Raw genomic sequence first — 22,372 nt, 5'->3', positions numbered from 1 at the left:
ATTTTGTGTTGGGTGCATTTAATTAATAATTAAATGGTTGATCCCCTTTCCTCCATACTGCCAAGACAGCGGCAATGACCAGAATCGTTAACGAAAGGAAGGACATGAGCCATTTAGCTGGCGTGAAGCAGCCTGATATTGCAGCTATCGCGTCCAAGTGTTCCGGGTAGTTAGACAATATTACTAGTATGGACAAGTTCTCTATGTAATCAAATAGCCCGGCGAGTAGGGGAAGAAGATAAAGTTTGGACGCGCGGGTTGATCTTGATGCAGCCAGGCGGACGAGTACCCTGATGCTCAGCGCTAACGCACTGGAGTAGAGGAGTGGGAATGCAGCATCGATAGTACGCAGAAATGATCGGTAAGCCTCCCGGCCAGTGGCCCCAAGAGAGTCAAGGATGTCGTACAACCGATGACTGCTGTAATAGAACAGCGTATCGGGGAGAGGGGCCCGAGAATGGGATACCTTTTGAATATAAGATACAGAATTCGGTACGGGCAGCACATTAATCACGAACATAGCAAGTAAGGTTAGTAAGAATAGAAAGACAGCGATTCTTCCTTGTGCGAACAGCTTATTTCCTGCCTTCACCATGCCATTACTCTCCATTTCATTGTATGATAGTTTTGAAATATTGATGAACTTGCTTGAGCTTTTTCGCCTGATTGCCACCGGACTTCTCCATATTTCCAAATTCGAAAAATTTGACTTTCTTGATTCCAACAAAGCTGAATAACGCTCTTCGCATCAGAGTTTTGTGGGCATTATTGAGCCAGAAGAGAGGGTAAAGTACAGGTCCCTTCATTGTTGAGATACAGACGACGGATTTCCCTTTCAGCAATCCCTCCGGGAAGAGGCCTCCCTTGTCGCGATAAGCAAAATTGGAAGCAAACATCTGATCAATATAGCCAAGCAGCATAGCAGGAGGGCGTCCCCACCAGATCGGATAAATAAACACGATTCGCTCAGCCCACAGCAGCTGGTTACGGTACTTCTCCAGCTTTGGATCGATGTGCATATCCCTTCTCCGTTTGTGTTCATTGAACACGAGAAGCGGATCGAACGATTCGGCGTATAAATCGACTACTTCAATTTCGTGTTTGTTTGGGTTGTCTTGCAGCCCTTGAATCGTTGCCTCAAGAAATGAATAGGATAAGCTTTGATGGTTCGGATGGGTGAAGATAATCAGGGTTTTCATATCACACCTACTTTGTTATCATTTGATAATAAAGTAACACAAATTGATTTTTGTTGTCAAATGATAATTATGTTTTGATAATATTTTATTTTTAATGGATATAAACTTTCCAAAGGAGGACGGTCTGAAATGGTGACCAAAGAAATGTTATTTCAGCAATTGGCATCCTTTATTGCTTCAACTCATCAACTGCACTATGATCTGACCAAAGATATGCCGATGGACGATATTACCCCGCTGCAATATGAGATTCTGGAGTTATTGTCTGTGAAGCAGCCGATTACTATAAGTGAGCTCAGCGAGTGCAAGGGCATTTCCATGCCAAATATGAGCCGGGAGATCCGAAAGCTGCGGTTAAAGGGGCTTTGCGAAGGAACTGAGGATGCCGAGGATCGAAGAAGGCATTATATCAGGTTGTCCCCATTAGGGGAGGAAAGGATTTCGGCGGCCTTTGAGCACATGAAGAAGCTCTTTATGCAGAGGATTGAACAAATGCCCGAAACGGAGCTTGTCAAAATTTCTGAAGCGATGGGGGTTCTGCAATCTACGATTTTTCGCTGAGAGCTAATTTTTGTCATATAATTTTCCGACAATATCAACATTTGTGATACATTTGTTATTGAAATAATAATAGTATCCTATTCTATTTGCCTGGAGTTGAAATCAAATGTTGAAAAAAGTAGGTTTGCTTCTTATTGCGGTATGTTTGCTTGTGCCCCTTTCTTTAGGGAATGTGGCTAAGGCGGAAACTGTGAACAACAACGTGAATATCTTGGCTTTAAATTTTCCTACGGGAACGGAGCACTATCCGGAGTTTTCAAATGAGATCAGCGACTATAATGTATACATGGATTCAAGTGCTGATAACAGGTATTATCTCGGAGTGCGGTCAGAGGATACGAATCAATCCAGGGCCTATCGGGTTAACGGGGGCGATTGGATTAACATTGAGGACTGGACTTCCTCTGGTTACTTCCTCATTAATCAGGGAACCACCAACCTGGTGGAGATTCGAATTACTTCGCCTGATGGTTCAGCATCCCGGATCATTAACTTGCATGTCCATTCTCCGCTACCCTCGGATTCAGATCTGAGGCATTTGGTACCTTCTACGGGTACGCTGTCACCTGCCTTTGACAAGGATACCTATTCCTATGAAGTCCAAGTGCCTTATACTACGTCCTCTATGACAATAAAGGCCAAGCTGAACGATGGGGCAGGCTCCATGAAGGTGAATGGGGTGACGACAGGAAGCGGTACGGACAGTGCGGCAATCCCTTTGAATGTAGGCAGTAAGGCGATAACGATTGATACGTTTTCCAGCAGCAGCACGAATTCCAGACAGTACATAGTCAATATAACTCGGGAACCGGATCTCACAGCTCCTACGGTGAGCAGCAGAACGATTAACGCCAGCAACGTAACCCCCCACGGCGCGACTTTGAACTGGGCAAAAGCAACCGACAACCTTAGCCTTAGCAGCAGCCTGCAGTATCAGGTGTATCGCTCAGCCAGCCCCAACATAGATACAGTGAGCAATATAGAGGCAAACGGTACAGCGATTGGAGGCTATACGGCTGATATTGGCACATACCAGGTGGCAGGACTTGCACCGGGAACTACCTATTACTTTAATGTAATCGTCAAGGATACCGACGGGAATAAAAGTGCTTATACCATGCAGTCTGTACCTACCAAATCGGTCTACTCCATAACCTATGATAGGAATGGGGCGACCAGTGGCAGTGTACCGACAGACAGTAATAAATATGAAGAAGGAACCTCTCTCACCGTACTCGGCAACTCCGGAAGCTTGGTTAAGCCAGGCTACACGTTCGCCGGATGGAACACGGCAGTGGATGGCAGCGGGACGAGCTACAATCCAGACGCATCGTTCCAGGTAGGCACGAGTAATATCACACTCTATGCGCAGTGGCGTTCTGCCAATGCCAATCTATCAGGCTTAACGTTGGATCAGGGCACATTGTCTCCTGCTTTTATACCGGAGGGAACTTCCTATAATGCTGCGGTCGCTTACCCAGTATCCAGCATAAAGGTAACACCTAGCACTGCAGACAGCCACGCTACAATAACCGAGAATGGGGTCGGGGTAGCCAGTGGTCATCCAAGCAGTGCGATTAATCTAAATGTAGGCAATAACGTGATTACCATCGTTGTGACGGCGCAGGATGGTACAACGAAGACTTACACGATCACCGTGACACGCGCGGCTGATAACAGCGGCGGAAGTTCAACTCCCGTGACACCGCCTATTGACAACACCCCTATCGTCTCCACAAATGGCAAGTTAACCCTTCCTGCAGGGAAGAGCGGCGTGGTCAGTTTGGAAGATTCAGTCTCTATCTCTGTTCCGGCAGGTGCTGCAGACCGAGAATTGAACTTAACGATCGAGAAAGTATTGAACACGGGGGCCTTGTTTAAGGGGAACGAAGTTCTCGCCACTCCTGTCTATGAAATATTGAAGAACTTCCCGGATAATTTCAGTAAGCCGGTGGCTTTGAGCTTCTCGTTCCAACCGGCAAGCTTGAATGGTGCAAAGCTGTCTATATTCTATTATGATGAGGCAAAGAAGGAATGGATTGAAGTTGGCGGAAAGGTAGACGGTAATCACATTACCGCAGAGGTCAATCACTTTACGAAGTTTGCGGTATTTGCTGTAAGCCAAACAACAGGGAAGCCTAAGTTAACAGATATCTCTGAACACTGGGCTGAAGCTAATATTCAGCAAGCGGTAGACAGTGGAATCGTACGAGGTTACCAGGATGGGACATTCAGACCGAATCAATCCGTGACGCGTGCAGAATTTGCAGTTATGCTGATGAATACGTTGAAGCCTCAAGAAGAAGGAGCGACGCTGACATTCACAGATGCCGGAAAGATCAGCGCCTGGGCACAGCGATCGATAGCGCAAGCAGTGCAAGCAGGTATTGTAACGGGTTATGAGGATGGTACATTCCGTGCGGATGCCCATATTTCACGCTCGGAAATGGCCGCAATGGTCGCGAAAGCGTTAGGCCAATCTGCCGGTGCTGTCTCGTCCACAGGCTTCGTGGATGATAAGAACATTCCCGCATGGGCGAAAAGCGCAGTGGCGGCATTGAAACAGCTTGCCATTATTCAAGGCAAGGGTCTTAATGAATTTGCTCCAGCTAATACCACAACAAGAGCAGAAGCTGTAACCGTGCTTCTGAAAATGCAGGCTCATCTGAGCAAGTAAAAGTAATCAAACACAAGGCTGCTTTGAAGTTAACTTCGAAGCAGCCTTGTGTTTTTAATGCCATATAGAATAGCCGGGTTTGGATGACAAGGCGTCAAGTTCAACACATTCGTTGGACAAGACGCTTTTTTGTATGCGGTGGAAGCTGCAACTATCGGTTGATGCTTGTGCAGCCTTGGCAATGAAGTAGAACCGGGTTAGAGCCTTTGGCTGCTTAGGACTTATTTAACTCAGTGCGGACGTTGCTTCGAGTCAATTTCACCAACCTACCGATTTTCAACGTTCTCTCAGCTTCCCCTCAGCAGGCATTCAGCTAGGGAATCTATACTTGGTTCATTAGGTACAGCGAGTCAATAAATTACCTGCACACCGAAGGAGATTACATAATGAGAAAGTCGATCCGCATGAAGTTGTTCGCCAGTATGTCCTTAATTATTATGCTGTTTATTGCTGCGATTGTGGGCCAAACCAATGGTCAGAGGATGCTGAACAATCTGAGTGAATCGGTGAGTCAGCAAAAGTCGAACCTATTGAATGTGGAATATTTGGGATTATCCATCGTAAGTACCGAACAAAGTGCGGCTGCTTTTTTGCTGGGTAAGGGCGTTCAGGATCAAGATAGCTTACTGGAGCAATACCAGAGTAATGTAACAAGAGTGACCCAAGCGATAGCTACCACCGAGAAGACCGCATCAGCTAGTGAAAAGCAGGTGATCAGCAAGTTTAAGGCACTGTGGAGTACTTATCTCGTTCAAATAGACAAGGTTATATCGATTTATAAGCAAGGGAATGTGATGGGGGCGCAAGCAGCTTACGCCAGAGTTTCCATAGATATCACTTCATTAGCAGAGCTGCACAAAAGTGCAGAGACAACCATTACAAAGCTCGAAGGTGAGATGGACAGCCAGCTCAGCACCACGTCCAAAATGACTATATCCGTGGCCCTCATCACAACGGTACTTGGATTTGTCATCGCGTTCCTCATCTCCGGCAAGATGGCCAAAACCCTCAAACAAGTGAATAAACAGCTCAAGGAGATTGCAGAGGGAGAAGCCGATTTAACCCAGACGATTCAGGTTACCTCGAAGGATGAAATTGGCGATCTTGCCCGGTATTTCAATCTAATGCTCGGGAATCTGCGCTCTCTAATCGGACAGGTCGGAGCCTCCACCTATCAGGTCGCGACCTCTGCCGAGGAGCTGAAGTCAGGCTCTAATCAAACTCGGGAGGCTGCGAAACAGATTACGTATTTCCTTGAGGAGGTTGCGGAGGGAACGGAGAAACAGGTTAACGCACTTCAACATAACATGGCCACGATGAGTGAAATGTCGACAGGGATCAAGCAGATTGCAATGAGTACGCAGAGTGTGGCTCAGTCGTCGAGCATTTCCTTGTCGCTGGCTTCGGAAGGCAATCTATCCATCCAAAGTGCCATCAGGCAGATGGATTCCATCACCCAGTCAATTCACAGTCTATCTCAAGTGGTGAAAGGGCTGGATGCCCGTTCGGGAGAGATTGATAAGATTATTTCTGTCATGACTCAGATCGCTTCCCAGACGAATCTGCTGGCACTCAATGCGGGAATTGAAGCGGCCCGAGCCGGAGAGCATGGAGCTGGATTCTCGGTTGTGGCAGAGGAGGTTAAGAAGCTGGCTGAGCAGTCCAGAATCTCTGCAAGTCAGATTACGTTACTAATTAGAGCCATCCAGTCAGATACGTCGGAGGCCATTCAGTCTATGGAATTAAGCATTCGGGATGTGCAGGAGGGTTCAGTTATCATAGCCCAGGCGGGAGCCTCGTTCGAGAGCATTGAACAGTCTGTAAATGGAGTAGCTTCCCAGGTAGAAGAGGTGTCTGCGGCTGTAGAAGAAATGTCGGCAAGCGCCGAAGAGATCGTGACCTCCATCCAGTATGTTACCCAGCTGGCCGAGCAGGCAGCAGGAGGAACCCAGACCATATCCTCAGCCTCCGAGGAGCAGTTGGCTATGGTGGAGCAGGTATCCACTTCAGCCGATGCACTTGCGGAATTATCCGAAGATCTGCAGTCACAGGTAGGTAAATTTAAAGTATAGGGGATCTACTGGATGATCTCCCGCTAGCACGAGCCTTCCGTTTCTATTCGAGTCTTGCATTCCGACCAAGTCAGGCATTTACAGCTCAGTCCACTATCTAATATTCGAATCATCGAATTAAGCTGTTTCTTTCGTTCTTCCAGTTCGGAGCGTTTCTGTCTTGCCATCTGCTCCCAGCGATCTGAAAGCGAATCACCTGGTTCAAAGCCTTCCAGCAAAATAGTAATTTCCTGAATACTAAAGCCGGTTTGCTGAGCTACTTTGATAAAATGGATGCGATCTAGGATTCGCTCATCATATTGGCGTCGGCCATTCTTTCGCTCTGGAGCGGGCAGCAGTCCAACGGATTCATAATACCGCAGCGTGGATGCATTCACTTCAGCCTTATCCGCAAGCTGACCAATGCTAAGTTCAGACATCACAACACCTCCTTGACTTAAAGTTAACTTTAAGTTTTATGATTGAATTATAAAACTAATTGGAAGGTGATGTAAATGAAAAAAGGGGAATAGCTTACGGGTCTAGGATTGTTAGGAGCATGTGCTTTGTGCTGTGCGCTGCCGCTGATTGGAGGAATTACGGTTCTAGGCGTATCGTCCATATTCTTGAATCCGCTCGTTCTGGCGGGGCTTGCCCTGATGCTCGTAATCATGGGAATCGTTGTTTACCAAAGACGAAAGGTGATCGGATCGTCCTGTGCAACCACAGGATGCACCTGCAATTCGTGCAGTACGAAAGGAGCTTAGAAGGAGCCGAATGGTAGAGACAGGCGACCGAGATACCTATGTGGCGGGATGACATAGCGGGGTTCGCCGAATAGAAACAGCGGCAGCCAAGGACATAATCGTCCAAGGCTGCCGCTGTTGTTGTGTGAAATTAGTTTATTTCTTGCCGTTCTTGAGGATCTGGAAAATAATCTTGGCATTGTCGGTATTGTCGATCAGGCCGGCGAATCTCTCTTTGCCTGGGCCGAAGGCGTAGACAGGTACGTCCTCACCCGTGTGGCCGCCTGTAGTCCAGCCTGTATTCGTTCTTGCATTGAAGATGGCTTCAATCGCATTATCAATCCCGGTAGCATCCTTATCCTTCTTGGCTGCCGCATCTTTAACAGCTTGAATCTCTTCAGCTGTCAGATCCAGAGCAATGTACTGCTTCAGAGTCGCTTCTACATCAGCGCCACCGAAGATTTGAGCTGCCATGAAGTCAGGCGTGCGTTTGGCTGCTTTGATCGGGCTGGCATCGAAATTGTATTTGCCATTCGCAGCAACCGATAGACCCCCTGTGGAATGGTCAGCGGTAGCTACAACCAAGGTATGGCCGTCCTTTTTGGCAAAATCAATCGCCGCCTTAAAGGCCTTCTCGAAGTCCTGCATCTCGCTCATGGAGCCTACGATATCATTATCGTGTCCGGCCCAGTCAATCTGGCTTCCCTCAACCATGAGGAAGAAGCCTTTTTTGTTGGTGTTCAGGCGGGAGATCGCTGTGTTCGTCATCTCTTCCAGCGAAGGAGCCTGCGGACTCCGGTCGATAGCTTTGTCGAATCCGCCAGGGGCGAAGAGTCCCAGAACCTGTTTGTTCTTGTCTTTGAGCAGTTCTTCACGAGTGGTCACGAAGCTGTAGCCGTCTTTTTTGAACAGATCGGTAAGATTCTTATCCTTGCGTACAAAGTTGTTCAGTCCACCGCCAAGCAGAACGTCAACCTTGTGCTGGCCGTTAATTTTCTCATTATAATAGTCGTCCGCAATCGCATCCATATTCTTGCGGCTGATATCGTGGGCCCCGAATGCGGCAGGAGTCGCATGCGTAATCTCCGACGTAGCTACGAGACCTGTGGACTTTCCTTGCTTCTTGGCTTCTTCAAGTACGGTCTTCACTTCGGTATGATCATTATCTACCGCGATCGCAGCATTGTAGGTTTTCACTCCGGCTGACATCGCCGTAGCGGCTGAAGCTGAATCGGTTACATTCTCATGCTCATCTTCCGGGTAGGTCATTTGATTGCCCACGAGGTATTTATCAAATTCCGTTCTCTCCATTAGAGGAGTAGCCGGATTATCTTTAAGATAACGGTATGCCGTAGTATAGGAGACGCCCATGCCATCCCCGATCAGGAAGATCACGTTACGGATCTCGTTAGGGTTCTGCTTTTTCTCGGCTTTGGGAGCTGAGTTCACAATGCTACCCGAGAGCAGAGTTGTAACAGCTACCGAAGCTAGTAATGCGGTAGGTATAATTCTTTTTGCAAATTTGCTGGTCATGATTTTCCTCCCATATTGGATATTCTAAGTGGTGACAGGTTTTCACAGGCACTCACTTCCCTAGGGTAGTATTCAAACATTATGGGCAGGGGCGTTTTGTGTAAAAGGTTTGTAAAGTGGTGTGATTTCTGACGCGTTAACAAGCAAAACCGACCGCTAAGGCTCATTAATTCGGTAGATTGGAAAAAATACACGATAAACTGTTGACACTTATACGGTAGGGGGGTATAGTATGAGTAACGAAGCAAACAAAACATTTCAAATAGGAGGAGTTATAAAATGAACACAACAACATTGCAGGTTGAAGGTATGTCGTGCGGTCACTGTGTCAATTCCATTGAGAAGGCGCTGAAAGGTGCAGGGGCATCCGGACGTGTGGACCTCGCCTCCAAGACAGTGGAAGTGCAGTATGATGAAGCTCAAATTTCATTGCAGGCTTTGAAAGAAGTTATTGAAGATCAGGGGTACGAAGTTCTATAAGTTAAGTTCTTAAAGTTAGGGGTGAAACGGCATGGATAAGCTCAAGCAATCAGGACAGGAACAGGCTGTATTACAAATTACCGGCATGACCTGCGCCGCATGCGCGGGCCGGATCGAGAAGGGTCTAGGCAGGATGGAAGGAGTGACTGAAGCCAATGTGAATTTCACGCTGGAGAAGGCCTCCGTAACCTACAATCCGGCTGTCCTTAACTCCGGAGATTTGGAGAAGAAGATCGAAGCACTGGGTTATGGCACCGTCAAGGAGACGGCAGATTTCCAGATCGGCGGGATGACCTGCGCAGCATGTGCAACCCGGATTGAGAAGGGACTGAACAAGCTTGGCGGAGTAAGCCGGGCTTCAGTGAACCTGGCGCTGGAGACAGCACAGGTCGAATTCTCACCTGGTGAAGTCACCGCCGAGGAGATTATTCAGAAGGTGGAGAAGCTCGGTTATACGGCGGCTCTGAAGACAGAGAAGCAGGAAGCCGGTGACCATCGCAAGAAGGAAATTGCGCGGCAGAGAACCAAGCTGATCATCTCGGCAGTTCTTTCATTCCCTCTGCTGTGGGCGATGGTAGGTCACTTTTCTTTTACCTCCTTTATCTGGGTGCCGGAACTGTTCATGAATCCTTGGTTTCAGCTTATCCTTGCTGCACCTGTGCAGCTCATCATCGGAGCTCAGTTCTACAAGGGTGCTTATAAGGCGCTTCGGAATGGCAGTGCGAATATGGATGTGCTGGTTGCACTCGGCACTTCGGCGGCTTTCTTCTATAGTCTATACCTGTCTATTGAGAGCCTTAATATGCATGGACATGGCGGGGTAGAGCTGTACTACGAGACCAGCAGTGTGCTGATCACCCTGATTCTGCTCGGGAAGCTGTTCGAGGCCCTTGCGAAGGGCAGATCCTCGGAAGCGATCAAGACGTTAATGGGCCTGCAGGCCAAGACGGCCCTCGTGGTTCGCGGAGATCAGGAGATCTCGGTGCCGATCGAGCAGGTGGTCCAAGGAGATATTGTTATCGTAAAGCCCGGCGAGAAAATCCCGGTGGACGGTGTAGTTACAGAAGGAACCTCCTCGGTGGATGAGTCGATGCTCACCGGAGAGAGCCTTCCGGTTGAGAAGAGTGCGGACAGCCAGGTTTTTGGTGCCACGATCAATAAGAACGGACTGCTTAGAATCCGCGCAACCAAGGTTGGCAGAGAGACTGCATTATCTCAGATTATTCGCGTGGTGGAAGAGGCTCAAGGCTCAAAGGCTCCAATCCAGCGTGTAGCGGATGTGATCTCGGGGATCTTTGTTCCCATTGTTATCGGCATTGCCGTGGTCACCTTCCTCGTATGGTATTTCGCCATCGAACCCGGCAATTTCTCAAGTGCGCTTGAGAAGGCGATCGCGGTGCTTGTCATTGCCTGCCCTTGTGCGCTGGGTCTGGCTACACCGACTTCCATTATGGCCGGATCGGGACGGGCGGCTGAACTGGGGATTCTATTCAAAGGCGGGGAGCACCTTGAGGCTACCCACAAGATCAGTGCTATCATTCTCGACAAAACAGGTACAGTGACCAAAGGGACACCTGAACTTACCGATGTACTTATCGCGGATCAAGGCTATTCGGAGACCGAGCTGCTTACATGGGTTGGAGCTGCCGAGAAGAACTCGGAGCATCCGCTTGCAGAAGCCATTGTGGAGGGAATCCGCCGAAAAGGAATTGAACTGCCAAATGCGGAACAGTTCGAAGCTATACCGGGATACGGGATATGTGCCACCGTACAAGGTCAGGAGCTGCTGATCGGGACCCGCAAGCTGATGAACAAGCATCAGATTGATGCCGAGGCTGCTTTTGCACAGATGAATGAGCTGGAAGAGGCAGGGAAGACCGCGATGCTGGTAGCGGTGAACGGCCAGTATGCCGCAATGGTGGCTGTTGCCGACACGATCAAGGAGACTTCCAGCGAAGCTGTTGCTAGAATGAAGAAGCTGGGTATCGACGTTGTGATGATTACAGGAGACAATGAGCGTACGGCGAAAGCTATTGCCGCCCAGGTAGGCATTGACCATGTACTCGCAGAGGTTCTGCCTGAAGGTAAGGCTGCTGAGGTGAAGAAGCTTCAAGAGGGTGGACGTAAGGTAGCCATGGTTGGCGATGGCATCAATGATGCGCCTGCATTGGCAACAGCCGATATCGGAATGGCGATGGGTACAGGAACAGATGTGGCCATGGAAGCTGCGGATGTGACCCTGATGCGCGGAGATTTGAACAGTATACCAGATGCCATATTCATGAGCAGAAAGACGATGCTGAACATTAAACAGAACTTGTTCTGGGCACTGGCTTATAATGTGATCGGGATTCCGGTTGCTGCGCTCGGCTTCCTCGCCCCGTGGCTTGCGGGTGCCGCTATGGCTCTGAGTTCGGTCTCGGTCGTGCTGAACGCGCTGCGGTTGCAAAGAATTAAATTATAAGGATACAGTTGGATAACCAGAGGCAGTTATGAATCCGTTCATAACTGTCTCTTTCTTTTTGTATTCGAGTTATATCGCTAGCCTATAAAGTCTATTTGAACTATATATTAGAACAATAAGAGGAGGAGAGTTATGATGAATTAAATGATAAAATCGATTATTCGCCCAAAGGAGGAATGCTGAGATGTCTATTTACGATTATCAAGCCACCTCAATTCTAGGAGAAGTGATCCCTCTATCCAGGTACAGCGGAAAGGTGCTTCTGATTGTTAACACGGCAAGTCGGTGCAGCTATTCCCGTCAATTCGCTGATCTGCAGAAGCTGTACGAGCGCAGGAGGGAGCAAGGATTTGAGATTCTTGGATTTCCATGCAACCAATTCAATGAGAAAGAGCCTGGAAGCAGCACCGAAATTCTCGGAGTCTGCCAGACAGACCATGGAGTCACTTTTCCGTTATTTGAGAAGACAGACGTTATTGGGCCTTCCGCACATCCTTTATTTGAATATTTAACGCAGCAGGCTCCGTTCCAAGGCTTTGATGCTAAGACCAAGGAAGGCCAGTGGATGGATCACTTCCTACGGGATAAACACCCGCAGATCTATGCCGGTAACGGAGTAAAGTGGAATTTCTCCAAGTTCTTGATTGATCGCGAGGGTCAAGTAAGCGGGAGATTTGAATCTATCGTGGAGCCGATGGATCTCGATCCTGGGATTGAAGCACTTCTTCATCGGCGGGCTTAAGAAGATCTTGGACGAAAGCTGATTTATGGAGAAGATGACCACCACATGGGTTCCATCGATATGGGAATAAGCTATAATCTTATTTATACGCTTACAAGAAAGTAGGAGAGCATCCATCATGAAGTTTGCGAAAAGAATGGACCATTTTGGAGAAGGCATCTTCACCAAATTACTTGAGATCAAGAGAAGGAGGCTGGATCATGGACAGCCAGTCATTGACCTCAGTGTGGGGACGCCCAACATTCCTCCGGCACCCCACATTATAGAAGCTTTGTGTACGGCGGCGGCCGATGAGAACAATTATATTTATGCAGTCAATGACCAGAGTGCTTTATTGGAGGCGGTTAGCAGCTGGTATGAGAGCAGATACGGGGTCGTGCTGGATCCGAAGACCGAGATTTGCTCCTTATTAGGCTCACAGGAGGGCCTTGCTCATATCTCATTGTCCATCGTTGATGAAGGGGATTTGGTTCTTGTCCCGGATCCCTGTTATCCTGTGTTCGCAGATGGGCCGCTGCTGGCAGGCGCCGAGCTCTATTTCATGCCGCAGAAGAAAGAGAACGACTATGTGATCCGTCTTCAAGATATTTCCGCCGATATCGCGAGAAAAGCCAAGTTTATGATTGTCTCCTATCCCAACAACCCCACGGCGGCCCTGGCACCGGACAGCTTCTACCATGAACTGATTGATTTCGCGAGAAAATATGACATTATCGTCCTTCATGACAATGCCTACAGCGAGCTGGTGTTCGATGGCAGAACCGGCGGCAGCTTTCTTGCCTATCCAGGAGCGATGGAGGTTGGCGTGGAATTTAATTCCCTATCCAAAACCTATGGCCTTGCTGGGGCAAGGGTCGGCTTTTGCCTGGGGAATTCAGAAGTCGTATCCAAGCTAAAAACATTAAAATCCAACATGGACTACGGCATGTTCATTCCCATTCAGCAAGCGGCGATTGCAGCCATAACCGGGGATCAGAGCAGTGTAGTGAAGACGGCGAGGGCCTACGAAAGACGCAGAGACATTCTCTGCGAGGGGTTCACAAGCATCGGGTGGAATATGGAGAAACCGAAAGCGACGATGTTTATCTGGACCCGAATTCCGCCTCATTATGAGAAATCGGAGGACTTTGCCATGGATCTGGTGAGCAAGGCGGGAGTTATTGTTACGCCGGGAAGTGCGTTTGGCCCATCCGGTGAGGGACATGTCCGGCTGGCTTTGGTGCAGAATGAAGATTTGCTTGCACAAGCGGTTCAAGCTGTGGAAGCCAGCGGAATTCTGAAGGTATGGCCGGTATTCTAATGTGGCAGCAGATATACTTGAAGCTATAGTTACTACGTCCACACAGGAGGCAAAATCCCGCATATATCTAATCCATGATGATGTTAGATAATGAGGTGATCCTGGGTGTATTGGAATAATAAGCTTGGCAAGCACCAAGCGATGCTTAATGAGAAGGAGCTGGCCAGACACCTGCCCCATACAGCCCCAGCAGACCATAAGAATGTGCGAGGAATGCTAGGACGATATCGCACGGTGTACCTCAAGCCCAATCTGGGGACTGGGGGATACGGAATTTACCGGCTGTCGCATACGCATGAAGGTTACTGCCTGCAGGGAGGGACTCAGAGCCGCACATTTAAGACGTTTGAGGGTGCCTTTGCTGCCTTTGAGAAAGGTAAAGGTCGCCGATTCTACTTGGTCCAAAAGGGAATCCCGCTGCTTCGCTATCATGGAAATCCGTTCGATCTGCGTGTGATGGTCCAGCGTAATCCGCAGAACAAATGGGAGGTCACTGGAATTGTGGGGCGGGTAGCCCAGCCGAACAAAGTCGTAACGAACTACCATAATGGCGGTCAGCCCAAGCCGATTGAAGAACTGCTCGCCCCTTTAATGTCCAAAGCGGAGATCAGCAGTTATATCGACAGGTTGAATCAGCTCGGTATTCGGGTAAGCCGCCACTTTGGCGGTATTTTTCCAAGCTTTCGGGCTTATGGGGTAGACATCGGGATGGATAAGGATCTAAAGCCCTGGATCATCGAGGTCAACAGCCGGCCGGATAAGTATATTTTCAATGCGCTCCAGGACAAACGGATGTTTCGTAAAATCATAAGATATGGGAGAATTGCGCCGAAAAAGCAGCCCATAAAGAAATAAAAGGATAGGGAATGGACTTGGAGGATACTTTCCTCCATTCATTGACAAGATAACTAGGTGAAAGAACTAGTTATCTTTTTTATTGATAAGTAACTTACATTTTGTAAATTACTGAGTTTTGGTGTACAATAAATTTAACAATTTACAATTACAGAAATCGGAGGTGCAGTTATGGAACTCAAAGGCATCCACCATGTTTCCGCCATAACAGCTCACGCAGCAGAGAACTTTAAATTTTATACCGAAGTGCTTGGACTTCGTCTTATTAAGAAAACCGTCAATCAAGATGATACCCGCGTATACCACCTATTCTACGGAGATGAAGAGGGGAGCCCGGGCACAGAGCTGACCTTCTTCGAGATTCCAATGGCCGGACGCAATCGTGAAGGCGTCAGCAGTATTTCGGCCCTGTCCCTGCGCGTCCTTAGTGATGAGGCGCTTGTATACTGGAAGGGGCGGCTTGATCAGTTCGGCGTGGAGCATGATGAAATTAAGCAGGTGGCTGGCCGTTCTGCATTAGCGTTCAGAGATGGGGAGGGGCAGCGCTTCATCCTGGTGTCTGACGAGAACAATCACGGTGTTGCCGGCGGTAACCCTTGGACGAAGAGCCCCGTCCCGCAGGCGTACGGGATTGTAGGCTTGGGTCCGGTTAAGCTGACGGTTCAAGATCCGCAGCCGACGATTGCCGTACTTCAGGACCTGCTTGGATTCCGGGCCAAAGGCACATATCCTGCCGATGCAGCTGGCCAGCCGGACATTCTCGTATTTGAGACAGGCGAAGGCGGCAGCGGAGCAGAGGTGCATATTGAGGAGAGGAATGACCTTCCCCGCGAACGGCTCGGAAGGGGCGGAGTACATCACGTGGCGTTCCGGGTAGATAATGATGAGGAGCTTCATGCCTGGATCTCCAAAATCAGCGAAGGCCGTTTCCCGAACTCCGGTTATGTGGACCGCTTCTACTTCCATTCGCTCTATTTCAGGGAGCCGAACGGTATTCTGTTCGAATTCGCAACGGACGGCCCCGGCTTCGCTACGGATGAAGATATGGAGCACCTAGGCGAGTCTCTAGCCCTCCCACCATTCCTGGAACCCCAGCGCGCCCAGATTGAGGCGAATCTCAAGCCTTTGAATACCAAGCCTGAGTAAATACACGGATCAAGGACCATGCAGTTCATATTTGCTAGATAACAAGCACATACGAAACGCTGGTCCCCCCAGTAAATAAGCCTAAGAGGGCTGACCCACTTAAAGGTCAGCCCTCTTTTTATTACCCCAAACCTAAGTGAGGTTAGGGGTGACCACTCAAGCACGGACCCAGCGGAGCGGCCGGAATCGCCTGATAGAAGCGGAGCGTTCGCCTAAAAGCTTTCTGAAAGAAAGCTACCTCGGAAGCATACGCTATCCCCGGATTCATACTACTCAGCCAATTCAAAGAATCCGGGGATAACAGCGATCGAAAGGCGATCCGGCAGCGCAGCGGCCATCAATGCTCGCAGTGCTCACAGTGTTCACAGTGTTCACAGTGCTCACCAGTGCTCACCAGTGCCTCACTATTCCTGATCTTCACTGCCCCCATCCCGGTGCACCGAAATGAGTATAACCGCAGGCCCCTCCCCAATGTTCTTCACATAATGGGGGAAGCAGGCCTTCCAGCTGAAGGCGTCACCTGCGTTTAGCGTGGCGGAGACTTCGCCTTGCTCGGCATAGACGGTACCCTGGATGACGAAATGGATTTCCTCACCGGCATGCGCATGAGCCTCTTCCGTTGAAGCGCCTGGCGGCATTTCAACGAGCATCATTTTAACATTGCCCCGATCGCTGAGATGCTCAACCTGGAACTGTTCCTTGCCGTAGATCGTTTTGCGGCGCTCTTCTTTGCGGATGATATGCATCCTTTCATCCTTCTTCAGCAGTAGGAAGGCAAGCGGAACATCAAGTGCCCCTGCAATATTATCGAGAGTGGCAATGGAGGGGGAAGTTTTGTTGTTCTCCACTTGGCTCATAAAACCTTGGGATAAACCTGTTTTCTCGCAGATTTGTCCGATCGACAAATTTTTGCTTTTCCGGATAGACCGGATATTTGAGCCAATGTCCATATTGTCCATAGTTAAATGTCTCCTTGTATTACAAATACTAAATTTATATTTATTATAACAAATAAATTATTGACATCAACATCACTCGTATGATAAATTCTAAATACAAAATAATTATTTATATTAGTAATAAACGGACCGTTATTGCATCCAGTATATTAGTAATATAAATTAATTATTTAAATAATTTAATTCAAAAGGAGAGTAAACTTTTATGATGAACAAAAGTGTATCTACTATTTTGCGTGTGGTTTTGGGCATACTGTTCGTTGCTCATGCAATCAATAAATTCCAGACAGGGCTTCCGAATATTTCAGGTTGGTTCCAAAGTTTGGGATTACCCGGTGCCCTGGGTTATGTTGTTGCGTACACGGAGCTTATTGTAGGAATTGCCCTTATTCTTGGCTTCATGACTCGGTATGTATCCGCAATCGTTATTGTGCTTATGATCGGGGCCATCTTTACAGCCAAGCTGTCTGTCGGACTTCTCGGAAATGGGCAAATGGCAGGGTATGAGCTCGATATCGCCTTCGCCTTGATTGCCCTGCACCTGGTCTTCACAGAGACAACTCCGTTGTCACTGGATGCTCTATTTACAAGAAACCGTGAGCAATAAGACGAATTCATATATCCAAGAGAACCCCATAGGAAGGATGAGTAAGATGTCAGTACAATTACACCCAGCCACTGAAATTGGAGTCGTAAAGCTAAAAGTGAGCAGCTTGGAGCGCTCAGTTGCTTTTTATCAGGAAGTAGTAGGATTGAAAGTGCTTTATCAGCAGGGAAATACAGCAGAGCTTACGGTGGATGGTGTTCATCCTCTTGTCATTCTACGGGAGCTGGACCAGGCGGATGTTCTGCCAAGAAGAGCAGGAGCAGGACTATATCACTTTGCCATTCTGCTGCCAGATCGGGCTTCCCTTGGGTTGGCTGTACGCAACCTGGTCAAGCATCAGATTCCGGTGGGACAGGGCGATCATCATGTCAGCGAAGCCCTCTATATTAATGACCCGGACAATAATGGCATCGAAATTTACGCGGATCGTCCGCGTGAAACTTGGCAGCGTGATGAACAAGGTCATTATGTGATGACGACTGACCCGGTCGATATCGATGGTCTTCTTGCTGCATCGGAAGGAATAGAGTGGGCTGGACTTCCGGTGGGTACGCGAATTGGACATGTGCATTTTCATGTATCTGATCTGAAGAAGGCGGAAGAATTCTACTGCAAGGTTCTTGGCTTTGATATAGTTGCCAATTATGGAGGCTCCGCGCTGTTCGTCTCCGCGGGTGGCTATCATCATCATATTGGTCTTAATACTTGGGCAGGGGAAGGAGCCGCGCCGGTTCCTGAGAATGCAGCGGGTCTGGATTATTACGAACTTATTCTTCCTAATCACTCCGAGGTGGAGGCCGTAGTTCAGCGGCTGCAAGAATCCGGGGCTGAATTGCAGCAGAAGAACGGGGACTGGTTCGCCAAGGATCCGTTCAACATTCAAGTTAAGCTGACAGCCCTAAGCTGACACTAACGGACCACGGTTAACACAAAGAACGGTACACTCGCTTCAAGGCGAGGGTACCGTTCTTTTTTGTAGCTGCAAGTTTATTTCCTGGAGGCTATTTCATCCTTCATCTGCTGGATAAAAGAATCAAGCGAGCTCTCGCCAATCGCACACGCCGCTCTCTGGCGGACCGACACCGTGCCGGAATTCTGCTCTTTCTCTCCGAGAACGAGCGTATAAGGGACCTTTTTCATGCCGGCTTCGCGGATCTTGTAGCCGAGCTTCTCGTTACGGATATCCACCTCGGCGCGGATGCCGGCTGCTGCAAGTGCAGCTTTTACCTGAAGGGCATAATCTGTGAAGGGTTCGGAGACCGGGATAATCCGGGCCTGAACCGGTGCCAACCAGAGCGGGAAAGCGCCGCTGTAATGCTCAGTCAGAATGCCCATGAACCGGTCGATGGAGCCGTACACGGCGCGGTGAATCACGACAGGGCGATGCTTCTGATTATCTTCCCCGATATAAGTCAGATCGAACTTCTCAGGCATCTGGAAATCCAGCTGGATCGTTCCGCACTGCCAGCTGCGTCCCAGGGCATCGAGAATATGGAAATCGATCTTCGGTCCATAGAAGGCGCCATCGCCTTCGTTAAGGCGGTAGTCTATACCTTTCCCATCAAGTACATTCTGTAGGGATTGCTCGGCCTGATTCCACAGTTCCTCGGAACCCATAGAGTCCTCGGGGCGAGTAGACAATTCAATCCTGTACTCAAATCCGAACACTTGATAGACATGGCCAATCTGTGCGATGACCTGACTGATCTCATCCTCAATCTGATCTGGACGAACGAAGATATGCGCATCATCCTGACAGAACGTCCGGACTCTCATCATGCCATTCAGCGCGCCCGAGAATTCGTGGCGATGAACCTGACCGAATTCAGCGAGCCGGATAGGGAGGTCGCGGTAAGAGCGCAGGCTGTTCTTGAAGATTAACATATGGCCAGGACAGTTCATCGGCTTCAGCGCGAACTCGGTGTCATCCACCTTGCTGAAATACATGTTGTCTTTGTAATGATCCCAGTGGCCCGATTGCTCCCACATCATCTTGTTCATCATGAAGGGAGTCCGGACCTCATCGTATTCATAGTGATGCTGGGCCTCACGGGAGAAATTCTCAAGCTCGGTCCGAATGACCATACCGTTCGGCAGATAGAAAGGCATGCCCGGAGCTTCCTCCGAGAACATGAACAGCTCCAGCTCCTTGCCAAGCTTGCGGTGATCCCGCTTACGCGCTTCTTCAATCAGATGGAGATGCTCATCCAGCTGGCTTTTCTTAGGGAACGCCGTGCCGTAGATCCGCTGCAGCATCTTATTCTTGGAATCTCCGCGCCAGTAGGCACCGGCTACACTTTGCAGCTTGAAGGCCTTGATCCGGCCTGTAGATGGAAGATGAGGGCCGCGGCACAAATCCACAAATTCGCCTTGCTTATAGAGCGTAATGACCGCCTCCGCTGGCAGGCTGTGAATAAGCTCAAGCTTCAGCGGCTCCTGCAGCTCACTGAACAGCTGAATGGCTTCCTCTCGGCTGACTTGCCGGCGTTTAATCGGCAGGTCCTCACGGATGATGGCTTCCATCTCACTTTCGATTTGCTCCAAATCATGGACAGACAGCGGCTTATCCAGGTCAATATCGTAGTAGAACCCGTTCTGAATGACGGGACCAATCCCCAGCTTTACTGCTTCGGAGCCATAGATGCGCCGGATCGCCTGCGCCATCAGATGAGCTGTGCTGTGGCGGTATATTTCAAGGCCCTCCGCGCTATCCAAAGTCAAAATTTCCACTCCGCAATTCTCAAGGGCAGGCCGGGATAGATCAACGGGTTGGCCGTTCACCTTACCCGCAATGGCTGCCTTTCTAAGACCTGGGCTAATGCTGGCGGCAATCTCTTCAACCGTGATTCCACTCGGATAGACTCGGACGGAACCGTCCGGCAGGGATACTTGAATTTCTTTCTTGTCCATGGTGGATACCTCCAATATTTTTTTGGATACAACAAGGTTTGAACGCAAAAAAACACATCTCTTCCCAGCAAAGGGACGAGTGCGTTCAGCTCGTGGTTCCACCCTAATTCAATCTGCACTCGTCCATTACGCCCGGCATCACCGAAGCCGCATGGATATGCAGATCCTTAATTAGAATCCGTTAACGGGGATCAATCGGTGAAAAGTAGTACCACCGCATACGCATCGGCAGGTTCCAATTCACAGCTACAAAGGGGTAACTCGCTTCCGGTCTCAGGAGAAGCTTACACCACTCACTTCTCTCTCTGGGCAGGCCTTGAAACAAATCATGTCTTTGATACTCGCTTCTTCCTGTATTTGGTTTTTTATTATAGTGACGGAATGGGAGGACGTCAAGTAGGTGTTTGACTCAGCGCTGCCATGTATAATACTGAAAGGATGAAGGTGTCAGACGAGAAGAACAAATCCACTTAAAATATACATAGAAAAGAGGAAGACGATATGGGAGTTGGAACTCTAATAACACAGGTACTGCCACCTGATGAGAACCTTACTGAATTAATCCAGAAGCTGGATGAGTACCTGCTCACGAAATATCCCCCAGAAGAAATCTATACAGTAGATTTGAGCGATCCGTCGATCCAGAAGGGGTATTTTGCCGTCGCATACGAAGACGGGACCCCGGTGGGCTGCGGGGGATTCCTGCCCTATCCCGAGGAGGGATATGCTGAACTGAAGCGCTTCTTCGTAGATCCCGCTTACCGTAATAACGGCATCGCCCGGCAGCTGCTGGGCCATTTGGAGCAAGAAGCCGTAACAAGGGGCTTCGGTACAATCCGATTGGAGACGGGGGAGCCGCAGGTAGAGGCGGTTAACTTTTATCTCAAGCATGGGTATACGGTCATAGAAAGGTACGGAGAATACGCAGAATGTGAGAGCAGTCTATGTATGGAGAAGCAGATTCTGAAGTAATATGGGTAAAGGCATTGGAATAAGGCGGATTTATCGCTATAATCTATATAGATATGCAAGACTGGGGCAGGAACTTACGCCTAATAACTGACAAAGGGGTATTTTACAATGGGAAAAACTTTGATTTTTGGTCATAAAAATCCGGACACAGATACAATCTGCTCCGCAATTGCTTACGCTGATCTGAAGAAGCAGCTGGGTCTTGAAGTTGAAGCTGTGCGTCTTGGTGCTGTTAGCTCGGAGACTCAGTATGCGCTTGATTTCTTCAAAGTGGAAGCCCCTCGTGAAGTAGCGACTGTGGCGAATGAAGCTGAAGAAGTGATCCTGGTTGACCACAATGAGCGTCAACAAAGTGCAAGCGACATCGATCAGGTTCGCGTTGTTGAAGTAATCGACCACCACCGTATTGCCAATTTTGAGACAAGCGGTCCTTTGTACTACCGTGCAGAGCCGGTTGGCTGTACAGCAACGATTCTTAACAAATTGTACAAGGAGAACGGCAAGACAATTAAGAAAGAAATCGCCGGTCTTATGCTGTCTGCCATTATCTCTGACTCCTTGCTGTTCAAGTCGCCTACTTGCACTGAGCAGGACGTGGCTGCTGCCCGTGAGCTTGCTGAGATTGCAGGTGTAGATGCGGACAAGTATGGTCTTGATATGCTCAAAGCGGGCGCGGACCTTAGCGACAAAACGATCGAGCAGTTGATTACCATTGACTCCAAAGAGTTCCAAATGGGCAGTTCCAAGGTTGAAATTGCTCAAGTCAATGCTGTGGACACTAACGATGTATTGTCCCGTCAAGCTGAAGTTGAAGCTGCACTGAACAGTGTAATCGAGCAAAAAGGTCTAGATCTGTTCCTGTTTGTTGTAACAGATATCTTGAACAATGATTCAGTCGGTATTGCACTAGGCAAGCAGGCAGCAGCTGTTGAGCAAGCTTACAATGTGAAGCTGGACGACAACAAAGCTATCCTGAAAGGTGTAGTATCCCGTAAATCCCAGATCGTTCCTGTTCTCACAGACGTTCTTAGCAAGAACTAATCAGCTTATAATCAAAAGCCCCCTATCCCTGGCAGACCTCCTGCGTCAGCCGGGTAGAAGGGGCTTTTTTACTGTAGTTTAGCAGTTTCCGGAATTAAGATTGCTGAACAGGTATTCACAGAGGGCTTT

Annotated in this window: 20 protein-coding genes; 14 read left to right on the top strand and 6 right to left on the bottom strand. The window is 48.8% G+C overall.

The features are described 5' to 3' along the window. Positions 1-22: 22 nt before the first annotated feature. Positions 23-595: a hypothetical protein gene (locus EJP77_RS16600; protein WP_127200368.1), complete on the bottom strand. Its 573-nt coding sequence runs from the start codon at positions 593-595 to the stop codon at positions 23-25. Positions 596-611: 16 nt separating this feature from the next. Continuing rightward, the gene (locus EJP77_RS16595; RefSeq protein WP_127200367.1) at positions 612-1,199 is read right to left on the bottom strand and encodes an NAD(P)H-dependent oxidoreductase; all 588 of its coding nucleotides are present in this window, start codon (positions 1,197-1,199) and stop codon (positions 612-614) included. Positions 1,200-1,328: 129 nt separating this feature from the next. Between EJP77_RS16595 and EJP77_RS16590 the strand changes: the two genes are divergently transcribed. The 3 genes from EJP77_RS16590 (at position 1,329) to EJP77_RS16580 (ending at position 6,509) form a co-directional block, all read left to right on the top strand. After that, the gene (locus tag EJP77_RS16590; RefSeq protein ID WP_127200366.1) at positions 1,329-1,760 is read left to right on the top strand and encodes a MarR family winged helix-turn-helix transcriptional regulator; all 432 of its coding nucleotides are present in this window, start codon (positions 1,329-1,331) and stop codon (positions 1,758-1,760) included. Positions 1,761-1,866: 106 nt separating this feature from the next. Next, complete coding sequence (locus EJP77_RS16585) at positions 1,867-4,437, top strand: cadherin-like beta sandwich domain-containing protein (protein WP_127200365.1); 2,571 nt, start codon at positions 1,867-1,869, stop codon at positions 4,435-4,437. A gap of 386 nt (positions 4,438-4,823) precedes the next feature. Next, positions 4,824-6,509: a methyl-accepting chemotaxis protein gene (locus EJP77_RS16580; RefSeq protein WP_127200364.1), complete on the top strand. Its 1,686-nt coding sequence runs from the start codon at positions 4,824-4,826 to the stop codon at positions 6,507-6,509. A 23-nt stretch (positions 6,510-6,532) separates the two neighbouring features. Here the strand turns inward: EJP77_RS16580 and EJP77_RS16575 are convergent, their stop codons facing one another. Next, entirely contained in the window at positions 6,533-6,928 is a 396-nt protein-coding gene (locus tag EJP77_RS16575; RefSeq protein WP_127200363.1) for a MerR family transcriptional regulator, read from the bottom strand. A 126-nt stretch (positions 6,929-7,054) separates the two neighbouring features. Between EJP77_RS16575 and EJP77_RS16570 the strand changes: the two genes are divergently transcribed. Continuing rightward, complete coding sequence (locus tag EJP77_RS16570; RefSeq protein ID WP_127200362.1) at positions 7,055-7,255, top strand: hypothetical protein; 201 nt, start codon at positions 7,055-7,057, stop codon at positions 7,253-7,255. Between the two features lie 135 nt (positions 7,256-7,390). Here EJP77_RS16570 and EJP77_RS16565 read toward each other — a convergent pair whose 3' ends face one another. Beyond that, positions 7,391-8,767, bottom strand: a complete 1,377-nt coding sequence (locus tag EJP77_RS16565; protein ID WP_127200361.1) for an alkaline phosphatase — start codon at positions 8,765-8,767, stop codon at positions 7,391-7,393. 279 nt (positions 8,768-9,046) lie between these two features. On the opposite strand from EJP77_RS16565, the gene EJP77_RS16560 reads away from it, so the two are divergent. The 6 genes from EJP77_RS16560 (at position 9,047) to EJP77_RS16535 (ending at position 15,754) form a co-directional block, all read left to right on the top strand. Next, a complete protein-coding gene (locus EJP77_RS16560) occupies positions 9,047-9,247 on the top strand; it encodes a cation transporter (RefSeq protein WP_127200360.1) in 201 nt (66 codons plus the stop codon). 31 nt (positions 9,248-9,278) lie between these two features. Beyond that, positions 9,279-11,711, top strand: a complete 2,433-nt coding sequence (locus EJP77_RS16555; protein ID WP_127200359.1) for a heavy metal translocating P-type ATPase — start codon at positions 9,279-9,281, stop codon at positions 11,709-11,711. 184 nt (positions 11,712-11,895) lie between these two features. After that, positions 11,896-12,453 carry a glutathione peroxidase gene (locus EJP77_RS16550; protein WP_127200358.1) on the top strand — a complete coding sequence of 186 codons (558 nt, stop codon included), beginning with the start codon at positions 11,896-11,898 and terminating at the stop codon, positions 12,451-12,453. Between the two features lie 118 nt (positions 12,454-12,571). Continuing rightward, positions 12,572-13,753: an aminotransferase class I/II-fold pyridoxal phosphate-dependent enzyme gene (locus EJP77_RS16545; protein ID WP_127200357.1), complete on the top strand. Its 1,182-nt coding sequence runs from the start codon at positions 12,572-12,574 to the stop codon at positions 13,751-13,753. A gap of 105 nt (positions 13,754-13,858) precedes the next feature. Then, positions 13,859-14,608: a YheC/YheD family protein gene (locus EJP77_RS16540; protein ID WP_127200356.1), complete on the top strand. Its 750-nt coding sequence runs from the start codon at positions 13,859-13,861 to the stop codon at positions 14,606-14,608. 171 nt (positions 14,609-14,779) lie between these two features. Then, positions 14,780-15,754 (top strand): ring-cleaving dioxygenase, encoded by a 975-nt coding sequence (locus EJP77_RS16535; protein ID WP_127200355.1) that lies wholly within the window; start codon positions 14,780-14,782, stop codon positions 15,752-15,754. Positions 15,755-16,158: 404 nt separating this feature from the next. Here the strand turns inward: EJP77_RS16535 and EJP77_RS16530 are convergent, their stop codons facing one another. Beyond that, on the bottom strand, positions 16,159-16,704 hold the full coding sequence (locus EJP77_RS16530) for a helix-turn-helix domain-containing protein (protein WP_127200390.1): 546 nt from the start codon (positions 16,702-16,704) through the stop codon (positions 16,159-16,161). Between the two features lie 214 nt (positions 16,705-16,918). On the opposite strand from EJP77_RS16530, the gene EJP77_RS16525 reads away from it, so the two are divergent. Continuing rightward, positions 16,919-17,320 carry a DoxX family protein gene (locus EJP77_RS16525; protein ID WP_425464260.1) on the top strand — a complete coding sequence of 134 codons (402 nt, stop codon included), beginning with the start codon at positions 16,919-16,921 and terminating at the stop codon, positions 17,318-17,320. 46 nt (positions 17,321-17,366) lie between these two features. Further along, positions 17,367-18,227, top strand: a complete 861-nt coding sequence (locus tag EJP77_RS16520; protein ID WP_127200354.1) for a VOC family protein — start codon at positions 17,367-17,369, stop codon at positions 18,225-18,227. Positions 18,228-18,307: 80 nt separating this feature from the next. Here EJP77_RS16520 and thrS read toward each other — a convergent pair whose 3' ends face one another. Further along, positions 18,308-20,230, bottom strand: a complete 1,923-nt coding sequence (gene thrS / locus EJP77_RS16515) for a threonine--tRNA ligase (protein WP_127200353.1) — start codon at positions 20,228-20,230, stop codon at positions 18,308-18,310. Between the two features lie 501 nt (positions 20,231-20,731). On the opposite strand from thrS, the gene EJP77_RS16510 reads away from it, so the two are divergent. Together EJP77_RS16510 and EJP77_RS16505 are read left to right on the top strand one after the other, a co-directional pair. Further along, positions 20,732-21,202, top strand: a complete 471-nt coding sequence (locus tag EJP77_RS16510) for a GNAT family N-acetyltransferase (RefSeq protein ID WP_127200352.1) — start codon at positions 20,732-20,734, stop codon at positions 21,200-21,202. Between the two features lie 108 nt (positions 21,203-21,310). After that, the gene (locus EJP77_RS16505; RefSeq protein ID WP_127200351.1) at positions 21,311-22,243 is read left to right on the top strand and encodes a manganese-dependent inorganic pyrophosphatase; all 933 of its coding nucleotides are present in this window, start codon (positions 21,311-21,313) and stop codon (positions 22,241-22,243) included. Positions 22,244-22,372: the final 129 nt, after the last annotated feature.

This window comes from Paenibacillus zeisoli (assembly GCF_003994465.1).
Classification (GTDB): Bacteria; Bacillota; Bacilli; order Paenibacillales; family Paenibacillaceae; genus Fontibacillus; species Fontibacillus zeisoli.
This window is presented reverse-complemented; position numbering and strand designations above follow the sequence as displayed.